14 protein-coding genes are annotated in these 16,795 nt (G+C 63.0%); 7 read left to right on the forward strand and 7 right to left on the reverse strand.

Features of this window, described 5'->3' with window-relative positions; translation table 11 throughout:
* Position 1: 1 nt before the first annotated feature.
* Entirely contained in the window at positions 2–1,630 is a 1,629-nt protein-coding gene (locus AC1DWA_RS10460) for a cation:proton antiporter (protein WP_269576694.1), read from the forward strand.
* Here AC1DWA_RS10460 and AC1DWA_RS10465 read toward each other — a convergent pair whose 3' ends face one another.
* Positions 1,631–2,068: a DUF2867 domain-containing protein gene (locus AC1DWA_RS10465; RefSeq protein ID WP_477846001.1), complete on the reverse strand. Its 438-nt coding sequence runs from the start codon at positions 2,066–2,068 to the stop codon at positions 1,631–1,633.
* A 53-nt stretch (positions 2,069–2,121) separates the two neighbouring features.
* Here AC1DWA_RS10465 and AC1DWA_RS10470 point away from each other — a divergent pair, with 53 nt between their 5' ends.
* Both AC1DWA_RS10470 and AC1DWA_RS10475 read left to right on the forward strand, forming a co-directional pair.
* Entirely contained in the window at positions 2,122–2,694 is a 573-nt protein-coding gene (locus AC1DWA_RS10470) for a TetR/AcrR family transcriptional regulator (RefSeq protein ID WP_021333326.1), read from the forward strand.
* Positions 2,695–2,873: 179 nt separating this feature from the next.
* A complete protein-coding gene (locus AC1DWA_RS10475) occupies positions 2,874–3,002 on the forward strand; it encodes a hypothetical protein (RefSeq protein ID WP_003943237.1) in 129 nt (42 codons plus the stop codon).
* Between the two features lie 60 nt (positions 3,003–3,062).
* Here AC1DWA_RS10475 and AC1DWA_RS10480 read toward each other — a convergent pair whose 3' ends face one another.
* Positions 3,063–3,947: an NmrA family NAD(P)-binding protein gene (locus tag AC1DWA_RS10480; protein WP_477846002.1), complete on the reverse strand. Its 885-nt coding sequence runs from the start codon at positions 3,945–3,947 to the stop codon at positions 3,063–3,065.
* Between the two features lie 56 nt (positions 3,948–4,003).
* Here AC1DWA_RS10480 and AC1DWA_RS10485 point away from each other — a divergent pair, with 56 nt between their 5' ends.
* A complete protein-coding gene (locus AC1DWA_RS10485) occupies positions 4,004–4,330 on the forward strand; it encodes a winged helix-turn-helix transcriptional regulator (protein WP_019745900.1) in 327 nt (108 codons plus the stop codon).
* A 7-nt stretch (positions 4,331–4,337) separates the two neighbouring features.
* Here AC1DWA_RS10485 and AC1DWA_RS10490 read toward each other — a convergent pair whose 3' ends face one another.
* The 5 genes from AC1DWA_RS10490 to AC1DWA_RS10510 form a co-directional block, all read right to left on the reverse strand.
* A complete protein-coding gene (locus tag AC1DWA_RS10490) occupies positions 4,338–6,953 on the reverse strand; it encodes an alpha/beta hydrolase fold domain-containing protein (protein ID WP_477846003.1) in 2,616 nt (871 codons plus the stop codon).
* A gap of 80 nt (positions 6,954–7,033) precedes the next feature.
* Positions 7,034–9,157 (reverse strand): phosphocholine-specific phospholipase C, encoded by a 2,124-nt coding sequence (locus tag AC1DWA_RS10495; RefSeq protein ID WP_046379549.1) that lies wholly within the window; start codon positions 9,155–9,157, stop codon positions 7,034–7,036.
* A gap of 104 nt (positions 9,158–9,261) precedes the next feature.
* Positions 9,262–11,007: an Ig-like domain-containing protein gene (locus AC1DWA_RS10500; RefSeq protein WP_232816835.1), complete on the reverse strand. Its 1,746-nt coding sequence runs from the start codon at positions 11,005–11,007 to the stop codon at positions 9,262–9,264.
* A gap of 29 nt (positions 11,008–11,036) precedes the next feature.
* Positions 11,037–12,179 (reverse strand): Ig-like domain-containing protein, encoded by a 1,143-nt coding sequence (locus AC1DWA_RS10505; protein WP_046379547.1) that lies wholly within the window; start codon positions 12,177–12,179, stop codon positions 11,037–11,039.
* A gap of 270 nt (positions 12,180–12,449) precedes the next feature.
* Positions 12,450–14,372 (reverse strand): O-acetyl-ADP-ribose deacetylase, encoded by a 1,923-nt coding sequence (locus tag AC1DWA_RS10510; RefSeq protein WP_477846004.1) that lies wholly within the window; start codon positions 14,370–14,372, stop codon positions 12,450–12,452.
* A 78-nt stretch (positions 14,373–14,450) separates the two neighbouring features.
* Here AC1DWA_RS10510 and AC1DWA_RS10515 point away from each other — a divergent pair, with 78 nt between their 5' ends.
* The 3 genes from AC1DWA_RS10515 (at position 14,451) to AC1DWA_RS10525 (ending at position 16,793) form a co-directional block, all read left to right on the forward strand.
* Positions 14,451–15,131, forward strand: a complete 681-nt coding sequence (locus AC1DWA_RS10515) for an NUDIX hydrolase (RefSeq protein ID WP_308371437.1) — start codon at positions 14,451–14,453, stop codon at positions 15,129–15,131.
* A 61-nt stretch (positions 15,132–15,192) separates the two neighbouring features.
* Positions 15,193–16,317: an NAD(P)H-dependent amine dehydrogenase family protein gene (locus tag AC1DWA_RS10520; RefSeq protein WP_182261581.1), complete on the forward strand. Its 1,125-nt coding sequence runs from the start codon at positions 15,193–15,195 to the stop codon at positions 16,315–16,317.
* Positions 16,314–16,793: a carboxymuconolactone decarboxylase family protein gene (locus AC1DWA_RS10525; protein WP_019745891.1), complete on the forward strand. Its 480-nt coding sequence runs from the start codon at positions 16,314–16,316 to the stop codon at positions 16,791–16,793. The genes AC1DWA_RS10520 and AC1DWA_RS10525 overlap by 4 nt, the downstream gene beginning before the upstream one ends.
* Positions 16,794–16,795: the final 2 nt, after the last annotated feature.

A 16,795-nucleotide genomic window follows, 5' to 3' on the forward strand; every position in this document is an offset into this window, starting at 1 on the left:
TGTGGATGCTCTGATCATCGTTGTGCTGGGACTACTCGGAATCGTCGCCGCCTCGACGCTGGGGGCGCGGATCGGAGTCGCGGCGCCGCTGATTCTGGTGATGGCCGGGATCGTTGTCAGCCTCCTCCCCTTTGTCCCAGCAGTGGACATCGATCCGGAATGGATTCTCGCGGGTGTGCTTCCGCCGCTGCTGTACTCAGCTTCGGTCTCGATGCCGTCGATGGAGTTTCGGCGTGAATTCGGTGCTATCGGTGGGCTCTCAGTTCTCCTCGTCGTGGTGAGTGCGCTTGTTCTGGGTGTGTTCTTCTCCTGGGTGATACCAGGACTCGGCATCTGGTGGGGCATTGCACTCGGCGCGATCGTGAGCCCGACGGATGCCGTCGCGACGTCCATCGTCAAGAAACTCCCGGTCTCGCCGCGGGTGGTGTCGATCCTCGAAGGCGAAAGCCTGCTCAACGACGCTACCGCTCTGGTCCTGTTGCGTACTGCCATCGCCGGAGCGGCCGCGTCGGTATCGCTGTGGAGTGTGTTGGGCAAGTTCGCTTTTGCCGTCGTCGTGGCCGCGGTCATCGGTGTTGTCGTCGGCAAGGTCAACCTGATGGTTCGTGCCCGTGTCACCGACTCGACGGTCAACACGGTCATCTCGTTCACGGTGCCGTTTCTGGCCGCGATCCCCGCCGAAGAGTTGGGTGCATCGGGGTTGGTTGCTGCCGTTGTGGCCGGGCTCGTCACCGGCTACGACGCTCCTCGGAAGCTTTCGCCGCGTCATCGGTTGTCGGACTCCCAGAACTGGCGCACAGTCGAACTGGTCCTCGAAGGTGCGATCTTCCTGGTGATGGGCCTCGAACTCTCGTCGATAGTCGACGATGTCCGGGTCGACCACGAGGGAATACCTACCGCATTCTTCGTCGCTGCGGGTGCACTGTTCCTCACGATCTTGGTTCGGGCTCTGTACGTCGCGCCGCTACTGCGAGCACTCCAGGCGCGGGCGAACTTTCGCGAACGCATGAAACCCAGACTCTCCGACATCGCGAATCGTCTCGAAAATCCAGAGGATTACCCACCGGACGAAGGGCGGCGTAGCAGGCGCCGGGCGCCTTCGGCGAATCAGATGGAACGGTTCAAGATTCGGGTGCGGCGGACGGTTGCCGATATCGATTACTACCTTGCCGCGCCGTTGGGATGGCGTGAAGGGACGATCGTCATCTGGGCCGGTATGCGCGGAGCGGTCACTCTGGCTGCCGCGCAGACTCTTCCGGAAGACACTCCGAGTCGATCGCTTCTGATCTTGGTGGCGTTCCTGGTCGCAGCCGGCTCGTTGATCCTTCAGGGTGGGACGTTGAAGCGCGTCGTAGTGGCGGTCGGTCCGGCAGCGCAGGACCTCACCGATTCCGAACTCGACGAACATCGACGTTTGCTCGCTCTACTCGAGGATGCTTCTGCGAGTTTCGTTCCACCCGAAGGGCAGTCGAAGAAGAAGACCCGGCTCGATGTGATCGACGCGCAGCGCCAAGCGCTACTCGACGCGCGGGACGACGGCCTGTTCGACGCACGGATGCTCGGATCGGCACTGGCCGCGCTGGATGCCGATCAGATCAGCCTCGAACTCAAGGGCGGTCCGGACGGTTGATCACGTGCACAGTCTCTTTCGAGCAGACGTCATCATTGCCCGCGTGATCACGCCGTGCAGTACCTGAACTGGTGCGAAGTAGATTCGGCCCGCGCGGTTCTTCAGCTCCACGGCAGTGACGACGTGCAGGAGACCGGCGTCGTTGTCGGCCTGAACCGAGGCGACGAATCGTAGGTGTTTCTCGTCCGCCTCGATGAGGGCCTCGCCGTCGGCGATCTTGTCGACGGTAAAGGTGTCCGGGCGTCCCTTGGCGATGCCGAGCAGTCCGACTACCCGCTCCCTGAGCCAGAACATCGCGAGGACTGGTGCGGGGACATTCCTGACGTCGAAGACGGCCTGCGCCCACTCCTCGGAAGTATGGGTCGGAACAGACGGGATGGTGATCGTGGTGGCTTCTGCCCAGTCCGGTGCAGACATTGCCTTGAATGCGAGTGTCATTTCATCCTCCGTACGGTGCCGTATGGAACTTACCCATACGGTACCGTACGGAGGTGACGAATGCCCGCGCCCGACTCTCCCGCGATCAATGGATCGATGCTGCTTTCGAGGCTCTGACCAGCCACGGGCCAGGTGCCGTCGCTGTGGAGAAGGTGGCACGCACGCTGGGATCGACCAAGGGTTCCTTCTATTGGCACTTTGCGAACCGTGACGAATTGCTGCAGGCTGCGCTCGATCGATGGGAAGTTCTGGCAACCGAGCGACTGATCTCTTCCGTCGAGGCCTCCGGCGAACCGGCAGAGGTGAGGTTGCGTCGCCTGGTCGACGCGGTCACAACCGGACTGGCCGGTCGCCGTGCGGAGTTGGAACTGCTTGCCGGGATCGACCATCCTGTGGTTTCGGCGGCGGTTCGACGTGTCACCGAGCGTCGAGTCGCCTACATCGTGACGTTGTTGGTCGATCTGGGGATGGACAGGCAGAAAGCGGAACATCGTGGCGTACTTGCCTATTCGATGTACCTGGGGCAGATGCAATTGGTGCACAGTGCGCCAGATGTGGTTCCTGGCAGCGGTGCGGACGCTCACGCGCTCGCCGACGAGTTCGTGAGCATGGTTCTGGCCGGGTAAGTCCGCCATCGAATGCAGCGTGATCTGCGCATCACCCTGCGCTTTCAGGTGAGGGACCACACATTGCGCGTAACCCATAGTTACAGATACTTTGAGGTCAGCTGAAGTGGGGTGCCGGGTATGTCGGCATTTCCCGGAGGCGCAAAACCGTTTCACGACAGGAAGAAAGGTGACTCACCATGAGCGTTGTGCTTATTTCGTTGCTGGTCGCCGCTGGACTCACCGTGCTGGCCACCAGTGACGGTGCCGGTCTGGACTTCGGGAGTCGGCAGCTGAACCGCCAGTTGAAGACCCGCACGCACCGGTAACCCCGGAAATCGGCCGGCTCCACGCGATACTTCGCGGAGCCGGCCTTTTGCGTTGTCCGGTCAGTTCACCCCGAGATCTGCCAGCCAGGCCCGCGTGCTGCGGGCAGTGATACCCAAGGCAGCAGTAGAACCCGTCGCGGAGTCGAACGCGACGCTGTCGGCAGATTCGAGTCCCGTGTAGAGCTGGGAAACCCCGGCTGCTGCACCCGCTCCGATGATCGGCGCAATCGATGCACCGAAGGCATCGGGTGTTACGGCTTCGAAAGTTACCGCGCGCGAGAAGTGTTCGGCGAATGCCTCGGCCAATTCGATACCGGTGATCGCCGGAATCTGTCCGATGTCGACCGCGTCCGGTGCTACGTCGAGAGTCAGGGCCGCGACGGCTGCATCAGCGACGTCGAGATGTGAACTCCATGTGACCGCGAGATCGGCACGCAGTGGGTAACGCAGGACGCCTTCGTCTTTCACTCCCGACAGCACAGTGGGCAGAAGAAGATTCTCGAGGAACAAACGTGGGGTCAGAACGGTCACCGCGATGCCTTCGGCGCGAAGTCCGTCGACGAGCTCGGAGAGAACGGGTGTGTTGGGACCGGCAAGCGGCGAAGTAGCGTCGCCGATCACCGTGCCGCTGGTAGAGATCACGAACCGCGAAGGGCGCGCCGCTCTCGCTGCAGCCAGAACATTGTGGGCATAACCAGCTAGCGTCTCGGTGTCGCCGGCGAGTGGCAGGTGAAAGAACACCCCGTCCGCCCCGCGATAAGCGTCGGCGAGAGAGTCGACTGACGCATTGTCCGCGACGACGGTGTTCGCACCCTCGAACGTCTGGTCAGGGTTACGGGTAATTGCTCGGACTTCGGCCCCTGCCGATCCGGCGAGAGCCGCGACCAATCCTGCGAGAACGGGAGAGCCCTGTGCGCCGGTGGCGCCATGCACTGTGTAAGTCATGACGCCTATAGTTCACATCGGGAACCAGTTACTTCAAGTGAACTAATGGGGAATCGATGAGTGAATCAGGTCACGTGCTTCCGGAGTGCGGCGTCGCGCGCTTCCTGCTGGTCCTGGACGGACCGTGGGCAACGCTGATCGTTCGTGAGCTCACGCACGGCCCCATGCGCTTCACGGAACTACGACGCGCTTTGCCCGGCATCAGTCCAAGGACACTGTCGGCCAGGCTCAAACGTTTCGAGGAGTTCGACCTGGTGACCCGGACTGCTTACGCCGAGGTGCCGCCGCGAGTGGAGTACGAACTCACCGCGACGGGGATGGAACTGCGCTCCGTGCTCGAAGCGATGGTCGAGTGGGCGGATCTGGCACTCCCCGTTTCCTGAGGTGCCCTCAGCGCGGGCCCGAAAGTCCAACTCGCAGAGCGCCACAGGACTCGAACATCGCGTCTTGTCCGGTGTGGCCGACGCCGGTGGTGTTGACGAAGGCATGGATCAAACCGCTGTGACGCCTCAGTGCGACCGGGACTCCGGCCTCTCGCAGCCGGTTCGCATACGCTTCGCCCTCGTCGCGTAGTGGGTCGAAACCGGCGACCGCAACGTACGCGGGCGGTAGGCCGGCCAGGTCCGGAGTGAGCAGCGGTGAGACTCGCGGGTCGAGAGCCGAAGTGCCGCCCGACAGGTAATGGGCTGCATACCAGTCGAGTTGGGCGTCGGTGAGAAAGAAGTCGGTGCCGAACATCTTGTGCGACGGGCGCTTCGACGAAAGGTCCACCCAGGGAAAGAAGAGCAGTTGGAATGCGGGTTTGACGTCGTCTTCGGTCGTGGACTGCGCGACGACGGCAGCCAGGTTCCCGCCGGCGCTGTCTCCGCCCACTGCAATGGATTTCGGATCGACGCCCAGTTCCGCGGCATGTTCGACGCAGTACCGGAATGCGGCGACGGCGTCGTCGACCCCGGAGGGAAAGGGGAACTCCGGTGCCAGCCGGTAGTCCACCGACAGCACACTGACTTCGCCGTGGCGGGCCAGGAAGCGGCACACACTGTCGCCGCTCTCGAGGCTGCCGAGGACGAACCCGCCGCCGTGGAAGTACACCAAAAGTGGAGCGGGCGTGGAGACCCCGGCCGGGCGATACAGCCGAGCGGAAATCGCGTGGTCTCCGGCCGGGATCTCGAGGTCGCGAACCGTTTCGATGTCGATGGGCGTACCGCCGAACAGTCGCGATTCGGCGTCGATCTGAGCTCGTCCCTCTTCGACCGGAAGATGCTCGAAGCTCGTACCTTCCACTGCCGACAGCAATCGCAGTGCAAGCTGGATCTCGGGGTGCAGAGTCTGTCCGTCGATCTCCTTCGGCTTGCCACCGAGAATGCGCTGCGCGCCGGTCGGTAAGGCGCCAACGACATCGAGCACCACCCGCGCAACACGATCTTGGACAGACATCTTCTCCGTGGACATACTCGCCTTCCGTCGGCTGATCACCCGTCGCTTGTACGTTACGAAAGAACTGGACAAATATCCAGGAACTTCGACGCTCGCGATCAGCTTGCCGGCGTCACCGTGACTGTGACGGGGCCCGCGTCGTCCGCGGTTTCCACTGTGAGAAAGCCGGCTTTGGGGATTCCAGTTCACGATGTCGGCGCCTGCGACGTCGACGCCGCCGGGAAAGCCGCTCTCGGGTAGGTAGATCTCGGTCGGTGCCGTCACCGCGGGGTTCGGGGTGAACGTCAACTGAAGGCGGTCGACGCTCGAGGACCATTCGGTGGGTGTGCCAGCGACGGCACGCGGATACGGCTTGTTCAGGGTGTCGACGAGGAGTGTTTGTGTTCCGTCCGGCAGGTACGGGCCCCAAGGCCCGGGATCACTGGACCAGTACGAGACGCCCGCGCCGAGTTCTCGGGCGGTCGTGTAGACGCGGTCGATGTAGTCGGTTGCGCCGGGCAGTGTTGTGTCGAGCCCGAATTCGCCGAGAATGACCGGGACGCCGCCGAGTACGTTTCCGGCTATGTGTTCGACGCTGTCGCGCCAGGTGTCGATGGTCGCGTCGGTGAGTGTGCGTGAGAGGCCGGAGTATCCGTCACCGAGGTCGAGGGGCAGTGGGTACAGGTGTGGGCAGTAGGCGATTCGCTGTTCGCCGGCTCGTGGGTCGTTGATCTTCGTCAGTCCGCTGGGGACACCTTGGTTGACGCCGACGGCCTGCGGGGCCACGCACACCCAGCTGTCCTGATCGACTTCCCTGATGGCGTTGGTGGTTCGCTGATACAGGGCAGCGAGGGGCCCGCCTTCGAATGCGGGGCCTTGGAGGGAACCGCCCCACGGCTCGTTCATCAGGTCGTATGCCACGACGGTGTCATTGCCTGCGAAACGTTCGGCCACCGCCTGCCATGCCTTCGCGTAGTGCTCGACCAGTTCGGGGTGTTGGCCGGTGGTGTTCCAGAAGTTGTCGAATGCGCGCATCACGCCGGGTTGGATGTAGTACAGCTCCCAGCGGTCTTGAGGGCTGACCGGAAGGCCGTCCATGTATGTCGCCCAGGCCGGTGCGCCGTTGCCGATGTTGCCTGCGCCGTTGCCGCTGTTGCCCTCTGGTGTGATCGCGCCGGAGTAGACGTCTTGATGCATGTCGAGCATGACCTTGTAGCCGCGCTCGGCGTACCAGCTGACCCGGTCCTCGACGCGGTCGAGATACGCCTGGTCGTACTGTCCTGGTTCCGGTTCGACCGAACGCCAGGAGATCAGGAACCGCACGAAATTTGTTCCCATGTCGGCATGTTCGCGTTCGAGGTCGGCTTCGGTGAACTTCGGCATGCCGTCGGGTGCGCTTTTTGCGCTCGACGCCGTGTTGAACCCTCGCAGGATCAAGGAGCGGCCGGCGTCGTCGGTCAGGTACGACGGCGGCACGTCCGTGCCGCCGGCGCTCCCCGACGTGGGCAGGCTGCCCTGAGCCGCGGCAATGCCGCCGCCCAGTATCAGTGAGCCCGCGACTATCAATGCTGAGAGCGGGATACGGCGCACGGAAACTCCTCCTGGATGTGTGGATGGATTGACTTGTCCGACTGAGGATTCAGCCCTGGTCTTGATCACTCGGTGTCGATTCACGTCGGTTGGCTTACGCTGGTACGCCCGTTTTCGATGTGTCCGACGAGCACGCGCTTGAATTCAAGATCTTCGTCGACCGTCACGGTGGCCTGATACCAGCCGTCCACCGACGCCACCGCCCACCGGCCGCGTGCGCCGGCAGCGAGCTTCCGTCGGTCTCCGTCGACGTCGACGGAGAGTGCACGACTTCCGGAATTGTTCGCGGTCAGTACAAGCGCGCGCGACCCTGCGTCGATGGTTGTCGAGACGTCGAGCGAGGCTGCCGCACTGTCTGTAGCTCCACTGAACTCGCGCCTGAAACCATTGGGACCCACCAGGGTCAGGCTGTAGACGCGATCACTGAGCGCAACGGTGTCATCGACCTCGCCCAGGAGGTCGTAATGCCGTGGCTCGTCGAACTCACCTGCGTACGGGTACAAGGCCAGGTGAGTTGATGCGGCACCGGCATTGACCAGATGGACCGTCAACGAGCCGGTTTCCGGGTTCACCGTCGTGTAGGCGTCGGGCTGATAGGGAAGGGCCCGTGCTGGTCGAGTGCCGCTTTCCTGCAGGGGCATTCTCTGTTCGGTGGGTGGGGTCGGTGTCCACCGCGGTTCCAGAGGCGGAGTGGGCTGCGGGCGCGCCAAAGTCGGTCGGCTACGCGGGTTGGCGAAGTCGAACGCCGACGTCAGGTCGCCACTCACCGTGCGTCGCCACGGGTCGATTTCCGGCTGCGTGATTCCGAACCGCTTCTCCAGGAATTGTGTGACGGACGTGTGGTCGAACACTTGTGAACAAACGAAACCGCCAACAGTCCACGGCGAGATGATCGTCATCGGCACCCTCGGGCCGAGGCCGAGCGGCTGATTGCCGACCCATTCGGTTTCGACCGAGCGCGGTGGTCGAGGTGGCGGTACATGGTCGAAGTACCCGTCGTTCTCGTCGAAGTTGACGATCACGGCCGTCTTCGCCCACAGATCGGGATCGGAGGCGACGGCGTCGAGCACTTGATATAGCAGTGTTGCGCTCGCCGCAGGTGACGATCCCGATGGGTGCTCCGAATCCACTTCGGACGGAACGAGATAACTGACTTGCGGCAGTCGGCCCGACTCGACGTCCTTCCTGAACTCGGCGGCCAGTGTGCCGGGCCGGGATCGGTACAGTGCGCGATCGTAGAGTTGGCGATCAGCAGGCGACAGTTGGTCTGCAGCATTCTCGAGGGCCAGTACCGCTGCGTCCTGGACCGGCGCCGGCATCGACGGCAGGGCGAGATAGAACCCGGCCAAGGTCTGCAGTTCGTAGGGGAGCAGGCTTGGCCGACCAAGCAGCCCTGCCGCCACTTTCTTGAAGGCAGTGAAGTATTCGAGGTTGTTGTCTCCGAAGTTGTCCCACTCTTGGTAGGTCTTCCAGGAAATGCCGGCGGACTGCAACCGCTCGGGAACCGTCGTCCATCCGTAGCCGGCGTGCCAGGGGTTGTAGGCCGCATTGGTTACAGCTCTTCCCTCGGGGCCGGGCGGATCCGAAGGCAGGACGGACTCGGTTGGATTCGGCGAAAGTGGCTCGTATCCGGTGTATCCAGAGACCCAATAGTTCCGGTTGGGGCTCGTCGACGTCGGAACGGAGCAGTGGTAGGCGTCGCAGATTGTGAACGAGTCCGCCAGTTCGTAATGAAAGGGAATGTCTTGCCGGTCGTAGTACGCCATCGTCGTACCGGTTTTTGCCGCAATCCAACCGTCGTGCCAGCCGTCGGCGAGTGCGGCATGTCCGCCCGCCCAGCTGTGATCCAGCCCGGTGACGTTCTGGGTGTCCATGCGTTGTGCTGCAGCGGAATCGCGGATGGGGAAGGGGAGCACAGGACCGGTAGGTCCGGGTTGTTCGAAGACGCTTTGGCCGCTGCGTAGACGCAACGCATTCGGATCCCCGAAGCCGCGGACACCCCTCAGAGCGCCGTAGTAGTGGTCGAAAGATCTGTTCTCCTGCATGACGAGGACAACATGCTCGATCGAATCGAGCCCGCCGGAGTTTGCGGGTGTCGCCAGTGCACGTTGAAGCGACGGCGGCAGAAGGGAAGCGGCGGCGACTGCAGTCGCACCGACCCCGGCGGCGAGAAACGACCGTCGAGAAAAGGAATTCCTGGACACTTGTGCTCCATCGATCAATCAATCAGTGCTATGACTACGGCCGCGACATGCTGTTGCCGCTGCTCCGAATCGGTGCAGCGGCAACAGTGTCGAGAGAAATGCGATCAGGAACCGAAGAGACCGCCCAGCGAACCGAGGCTGCCCGAGCCGCCGTTTCCGCCATCATCAGGCGCAGCAGAAACCTTTACGACGGATTCGTCCGACGCAGACTGCGTGAATCCGCTTCGCCCGGCGTATGCCGCCTTGATCGGATGGTCGCCCGTCGATGCGAAAGTGTGCGTCAGTCGCGCCACACCATCGACTCCGACGACAACGGGTTGTCCGATGGGTTGGTCACCGTCGAAGAACTGAACCGAACCCCCGCCCGGATTAGGACTGACCGTTGCGGAAAGTTCTGCCGCGACATTCTGCTTGGCCGTCGCGGGAGCTGCCAGTGAGGTCGAGGTGGTGACATCGGACGGCGCGGGATCAGACACGGTGACCGTTTGGGCCGATGCCATCGACGGCATGAATCCTGTTGCGCCGGAGTAGTAGGCCGACACTGCATGAGATCCGGCCGAGGTGAATGCGTGTTCCAGAGTGGCTTTTCCGTCAGCGCCCACCGGGATCGGGGCACCGATGTTTGCAGCGCCATCCTTGAACTGGAGAGTGCCACCAGTGGGGGTCGGCGTGACCTGCGCCCTCAGCGACACCGATACGCCCGTCTTTGCATCGGTAGGAACGTTCACGGCAGTGTCGGTCTGCTTGACGACAGGTGCGGCAGTCACCGTGACCATCGTCTCTGTCGAGTTGGAACTCTGGAATCCGTTGACTCCCTGGAACGTTGCGGAGACCCGCGCGGTTCCGGCGGTGAAGAAGGTATGCGGTAGCCGGGCAGTGCCGTCGGCACCGGGCGTGACAGGTGTACCGACGTCAGCGCCGTCCACCCTGAACTGCACGTTTCCGTTGACCGGAGCCGGATCCACCTTTGCGACAAGCTCTGTCGGTGTGCTGGCTTGGATCGAGTCGGGCATCTGGATTGTGGTGGTTGTCGGTTGGCTGACGTAGATGGTGGTCAGGGCCTGCCCACCGGCGTTGAGGCCGGAGTTCCTGTTGTCCCGCGGGGAGCAGTTGTAGCGCTCCCAGTAGTTGACTGTGAAGACATCCTTCTCGCGCTGGACGAATGTGAGCGCATTTCGGTCGTCGTCGTAGTTGGCGGAGCCGGGATCGGAAACTCGCAGCGAAGGCTTGATCTCGCTACCAGCCGCACCGGCTTTGACTGTGACGTCGACTGCGGGGAGTCGGAACTTGGTGTTGGCACCGACGATGATGCCGTCACTCGATCGAACCGCGGAGGACGGACCGTTTCCGATGGTCCGATTCGATCCGGAGATACGCAGGTGCGTACCGGATGCCGATGGATTACCGCCGTCGTCGATCTGTGTGACTGTTGGAGTGGCACTGTCGGATCCGAGGCCGTACGCACTGTCCGCCACAAGCTGCGAACTCACGAATTCGACGCCCGACGGGATGTCGAAGTCGTACTTGATCCGGGCCCAATGCACGACTCCACGGCTGGCATGGCCGCCGCCGTTTGCCTTCATCTCGTTCGGCTGCACGCGGTAGGTGACGGTCTCACCTGGTGCCGCGGTGGTCGGCGCGGTGATGGTGACCCCCGAGCCGAGCGTCTCGTTGAACGTGATCGGGCTTGCCGCACCGTCCATCTCGCGCACATGGCATGCAGTTGTGAAGGCCACGCTCTTGGTCTCGGGGGCAGCAGAGGCGGTCCCGCCGCCGGCGATCGCGAACAACCCGCCGGCCAGTACCGAGACGGTTGCAATCGCAGAGCCGCGTAACAGTTTCGAGTTCATCGACGAATCCTGGTTTCTGTTCACAGTTTTCACGACCCGAATCCCGGGGTACCAAGGCTGCCGAGGCTACCGGTGCCCGGCTCGGGCTCGGACGGTTCGACGACGTTGATCGTCACGGCGCCCGACATCGACTCCATGAAGCCTGCAGATCCCGTGTAGTACGCCGTGATGTTGTGGTCGCCCACTGTTGTCATCGTGCGGTTGGCCTTCGCGACGCCGTTGACGACGGCCACCGGAGCGCCGAGGTCGACCCCTCCGTCACGGAACTGCACTGTTCCTCCCGACGGCCAAGGAGTGACCGTCGCCGTCAGTTCCACGGAGTCACCGACGACAGCTTTACCGGGTGCGTCGATTCGCGTCTGTGTCTGAGCGAGGCTGGAGTCGACATTGATCACGGCGAGCGGCTGGCCGCCTGCGTTCAATCCGGCCGAACGATTGTCGCGTGGTGAGCAATTGGTGGTCAGCCAGTATTTGACGCCGCCGAGCAGGGTTTCCTGTTGCAGGAAGGTCAGGTAGTTGGCGGCACTGTCGTAGGAACCGGAGTTGGTGTCGGAAACGCGGAGCATGGGCTTGATCTGGGTTCCCACAGCCCCTGACGTGACGGTGACGTCGACTGCCGGGAGCTGGAACGTCTTTCCTCCACCGACCTCGATTCCGCCGCCGCCGTTGTCGTCGGTGTTGGGTCCGTTGCCCGCCGTGATGTTGTTGCCGGAGATACGAAGATGCGTCCCATTCGGATCGGGTGAACCGGCATCGTTCACCCGCGTGATCGTCGGGGCGACCCCACCCAGATTCGAGCTGGTGCCGGCCACGATCTGCGCCCCCACGTAAGAGGTGCCTGCAGGGATGTCGAAATCGAACTTGAGACGTGTCCAGTTCACGACGGACCTGAGGTCGTAGCCGTCATTGGGGACCGTCATCGGCTTGGGGGCGAGTCGGTAGGTGAAGGTCGAGTTCGGCGGAACCACGGTCGGGGCACTGATCGTGACGCCGGAATCACGCGTCTCGTTGTGTGTGATCGGACCGGGGAACTGCCACCCGTGACACGATGCCGTGAACGGAAGGTTCACATCAGCGGCGGATGAAACTCCCGCTCCGCCGACGACCAGGGCAACGCATCCGGTCAAGGATGCGGCCACCCCTACTCCTCGGCGCATCAACGTCGACACCATTCACATTCTCCTTGAGTAGCGCTCGAAAAGATCGAGCTCTCGGCTTGAAGCCGGGTCCGGGAACCGGCCTCGAGCTGACAGAGAAGCGAATACGTCTTCGTCGTTTGCTCACCACCAGCTCAAACCCTGGAGAGGAGTAGAACACAGAGCGAGCCGCGAAATATGCGATTCGGACAAATTGTTGGACAAACGTCCAACCGGCGAAATTTCTCCACTTGTCTGACCGCTCTGCACTGCTTTGACGTGGCGTGAAGTGGGCCCGGTAAACGGTCAGGCGATCGCGCGGCGCATCAGTTCTGCCGTCTCCTTGTTGAATGCGACCAGTGTGACCGTCTCGACCTCGGTCTTCGCCGTGCGAATCGCTGAAACGGCCTGTCGGACCGCATCTTCCTTCGGCCAGCCGTAAACCCCTGCCGAGATCAACGGAAAGGCGACGGTTCGTGCGCCGATCGAGTCGGCAACGGCGAGACTGCGGGTGTACGCCGACCGAAGCAATCCGGATCGGTCCTCGGAGCGCGAATACCTCGGGCCGACGGTGTGAATCACGGCCTTGGCGTGGAGCTTTCCCGCGGTGGTGGCCACGGCCGCACCCACCGGGAGGCCGTCGGGAAGGCTGGTGTTGCGCAATACCTCGCAGGCCTTCAGGATCTCCGGTCCTCCGGCTCGGTGGATCGCGCCGTCGACACCGCCACCGCCGAGGAGCCTGGAGTTGGCCGCATTGACGATGGCGTCGACGGTCAGCGTCGTGATGTCACCTTCGACGACGGTAATAGCGGGCATGGATCCTCCTGTGTTTCCGACGGCTGTGTTTCCGACTGCCGTGTTCCAGAGTTCACGCTTCGGGCGAGCCCACGGCATAGCCGAGCGTACGTCGTAGGGGTCACGTCCGATCAACATCGAGTATCGCGCCGCAACCGACGGTGTGCGACTGTGCGCCTGAACGCAATGAAGGAGTACGCGCTTTCCCTCGGCCCGCAACGCCTGGACGGTGCGCGCTGCGTCGTCGATAACGAACTCGAGGTTGGCGTTGGAATCGTGACTGTCGTCGACCAACCAGAACTCGACGTGATCGGAGCTGACCTGCCGTGTTCCCATGCGGCACAGGCTGACCACGGCGTCGTAGTCCGCAGTGGACACCGCATCGACGCCGCCGAGCATCACGCCGTCGTCATGCGGATGTGTGGTCAGGTGGTGGGTTCCGCGGAATTTCGAGTAATCGAGTTCTGCGGTCGACGGCCATCCGTTCTTGTCGTCGGTACCGCCGCGAGCAGTCTTGATCGCCAGGCGAACCAGATCGGAGGAACGGTATCCCGGCCAGCCGTGCATGATTCGGCGCCAGCGGGCGGGAACCGCCGATGCTCCCCAGCGGGCGCCGAGGAGGCCACCCGCGATGGCCGCCGTCGTGTCGGTGTCCCCGCCGGCTCGTACGGCCGCTTCCAATGCGTACTGGAGGTGGCGAGCGTCGGCATTGTCCGTCGAAGTGATGGCCCACCAAGCAGTCTGAAGTGCATGCACCACCCAACCGTTCTTGGAGAAGTCCTGCGGATTCCCGGTTTCGGCCTGATCGAGCAGCGGGCCCCAGTATTCGGCGACGTCCTGATCGGCAACGGAGAGGAAGCCGCGAACACCGTCGAAGTTGCCGGCGACAACGGCATGGTGGATGGCATGGGTCCACAACTCGCACGCCTGTCCGGCACGCGGGTCGTCGTGCGTGAGTGAACTGATCCGGTGCGCTGCCGACCTGGCACCTTCTGCATCGTCCAAGTAGGAGAGGGCGACGGGAGCAGTCCGCATGAGCGAGCCGTTGCCGGCCTTGCGGCCGCTGATCGCCCGCGCACGATCCGCCATCGCCGCTGCGCTTTCGGAGCGGACGGACAACACTGCTCGCGTCTGGTTGCCGATGTCTGCGGGCGTCGAGTCGTACCACCGGATGAACTGTGCTGCAATGGCATCGAGACCGTCAGAGCTTCCGATGTCGATTCCGGTAGCGGCCACCTCGGCGATCGCAACTGCCATCGAGGTGTCGTCGGTCCATTCTCCCGGCGTCCAGTCGAACGGGCCGCCACCGATCATGTCGATCGTGACCTCGGCCTTCGGGTAGGTGAATTCGTAGCCGGCGCCGAGTGCGTCTCCTGCTGCGGTGCCGAGCAGAACGCCGGCCGCTCGATCGGACTGCTGTGCGGTGAGTTTCATAGCCACCTCTTCGGCTCGCGATGATCGTTTGATCAACTTTGCGCTAACCATAGATCATGTTTGAGATAACATGCAAGGGTGAATAAATGGACAGACACGAGCGGCAAGGGATTGACGGACTATCCGCGTCCGTCTGTGGCAGTGGACGTCGCGGTGCTGACGTACAGCGGTGGATCTCTGAAAGTTCTGGTGGTTCGGCACCGTCTCGGTGCGCTGGCGCTACCGGGAACATTTCTGCACGAACGCGAATTGCTCACGGCCGCAGCCGATCGTGCCCTGTCGGTCAAGGCAGAGTTGGCCCAGACGAGCTTTCACCAGTTGGCGATCTTCGACCGACCGGACCGCGACGACCGTGGATGGGTTTTGTCGGTCGCACACACGGCTTGCCTACCGGAATCGGCACTGCCCGATTCGGCGCTTCTCGTCGATGTGTACGACGACGAGGCAGTGAGCGGACTCGCGTTCGATCACGCCGACATGGTGCGACTCGCGGTCACGGACCTACGCACGAGGTATGCGTCGTACGTGGATCCGGACGGATTGTCGGGCGGGACGTTCACCGTCGCCGAACTTCGGGGACTGTACGAGGTGATCTTCGATCGTCCGTTCCAGAAGGACAGCTTCCGCCGACAGGTGTTCGACGCGCTCGAAAGTACCGGCGAGATGAGCAGACCAGGTAACGGCCGACCCGCCGAGACGTACCGGAGGCGGGGTGACGGCGCACTGGCTGCGCAGGCAATGGCATTTTTGACCGGATGAAGTGAAACGAATTCTTGCAGTTCTGCTGACCTGACGCGCTGAGCTGGGTAATGTCCGATTGATGGGTGCAGTTTCGAATGAAGCCGAGTCCAAGATTCCGACTGTCGTGTGGGGTACCGGCAACGTCGGGCGTGCATCGATTCGCGCTGTGACAGCCAATCCGGCCCTCGAACTTGTCGGCGTCATCGTTGCCAACCCCGCAAAGGTCGGGCGAGACGCCGGTGACCTCGCGGATCTGGGAGTGCACCTGGGCGTCGCGGCTACCGACGACGCCGATGCCGTGCTCGCAGCGTCCCCCGGCGCGGTGGTCTACGCGGCGTCCGGCGACATCCGGCCCGATGACGCGGTTGCCGACATCACGCGGGCGCTGGCCGCCGGAGCTGTAGTGGTCACGCCGTCGGTATATGCGCTGTACGACCCGAAATCTGCGCCTCCCGAACTTCGTGATCCCGTCGAAGCTGCAGCCAAGACGGGCGGCGGCGCTCTGTTCGTCTCCGGTATCGACCCAGGCTGGGGCAACGACATCCTGCCGATTCTCGTCAGCGGGCTCGCGGGGACAATCGACCAGATCCGGTGTCAGGAAATCTTCGACTACACGACCTACGAACAGCCGGATTCTGTCCGCTACCTGATCGGGATGGGTCAGCCGATGGACTACGAACCTCCGATGGTCGCGCCCAGTGTTCCCACCATGGTCTGGGGCGGGCAGATTCGGCTCATCGCCCGAGCGCTCGGGGTGGAACTCGACGAGATCCGCGAGACCTTGCTGCGCCGCCCGCTCGAGGAAACCGTGTCGACCGAACATATGGGGGAGTTCGCGGCCGGCACCCAAGGCGCACTGCGATTCGAGGTTCAGGGAATCGTCGGCGGGGAACCCCTGATCGTGATCGAACACGTCACGCGTATTCATCCGTCCTGTGCCCGCGACTGGCCGCTCCCGCCCGACGGAGGCGACGGCGCGCACAAGGTGATCGTCGAAGGGCGACCACGAATCGAGATCAACGTCGAAGCCACCGATGAAGGTGGAAACCGCGCGGCCGGTGGAAATGCCACGGCCGTAGGACGTCTCGTCAACGCAATTCCGTGGCTACGTCAGGCTGAACCCGGCCTATACGACGCGCTGGACGTTCCGCTCACACCCGGCGTCGGCAAGCTCGGTGCCCGAAACTCGGAGGTACTCACATGAATATCGACATACCCGAAGGTAAGAACCCGATCGGCTACGTGTGGGGAGAGATGGTTCCCGGCATCGGGCCCGCGGCCGCCGGTTTCTCCCAAAAGGTTTACACGGACGGCACTCTCGGGCTCCGCGAGTTCGAGGCGGCCAGGCTTCGGATCGCTCAGATCAACGGGTGCATCTTCTGTCAGGACTGGCGCACCGAGCGTGACGGCGAGACTGTGGAGTCGACTTTCGATCAGGCTGTCACCGACTGGCGCACCACAGATGCCTTCGACGACAGGACACGCCTCGCTGCCGAATACGCCGAGAGATACGCCCTCGACCACCATGGGCTCGACGACGAGTTCTGGGAACGTATGACCGCTCACTACTCCCAGCGAGAAATCGTCGAGTTGAGCATGTGCCTCGGATCGTGGTTGGCTTTCGGCCGGCTCAACCACGTCCTCGGCCTCGATACTCAATGTGTGTTGCCCGGCAACTGAAC

This window comes from Rhodococcus sp. P4_F3_2 (assembly GCF_056401335.1).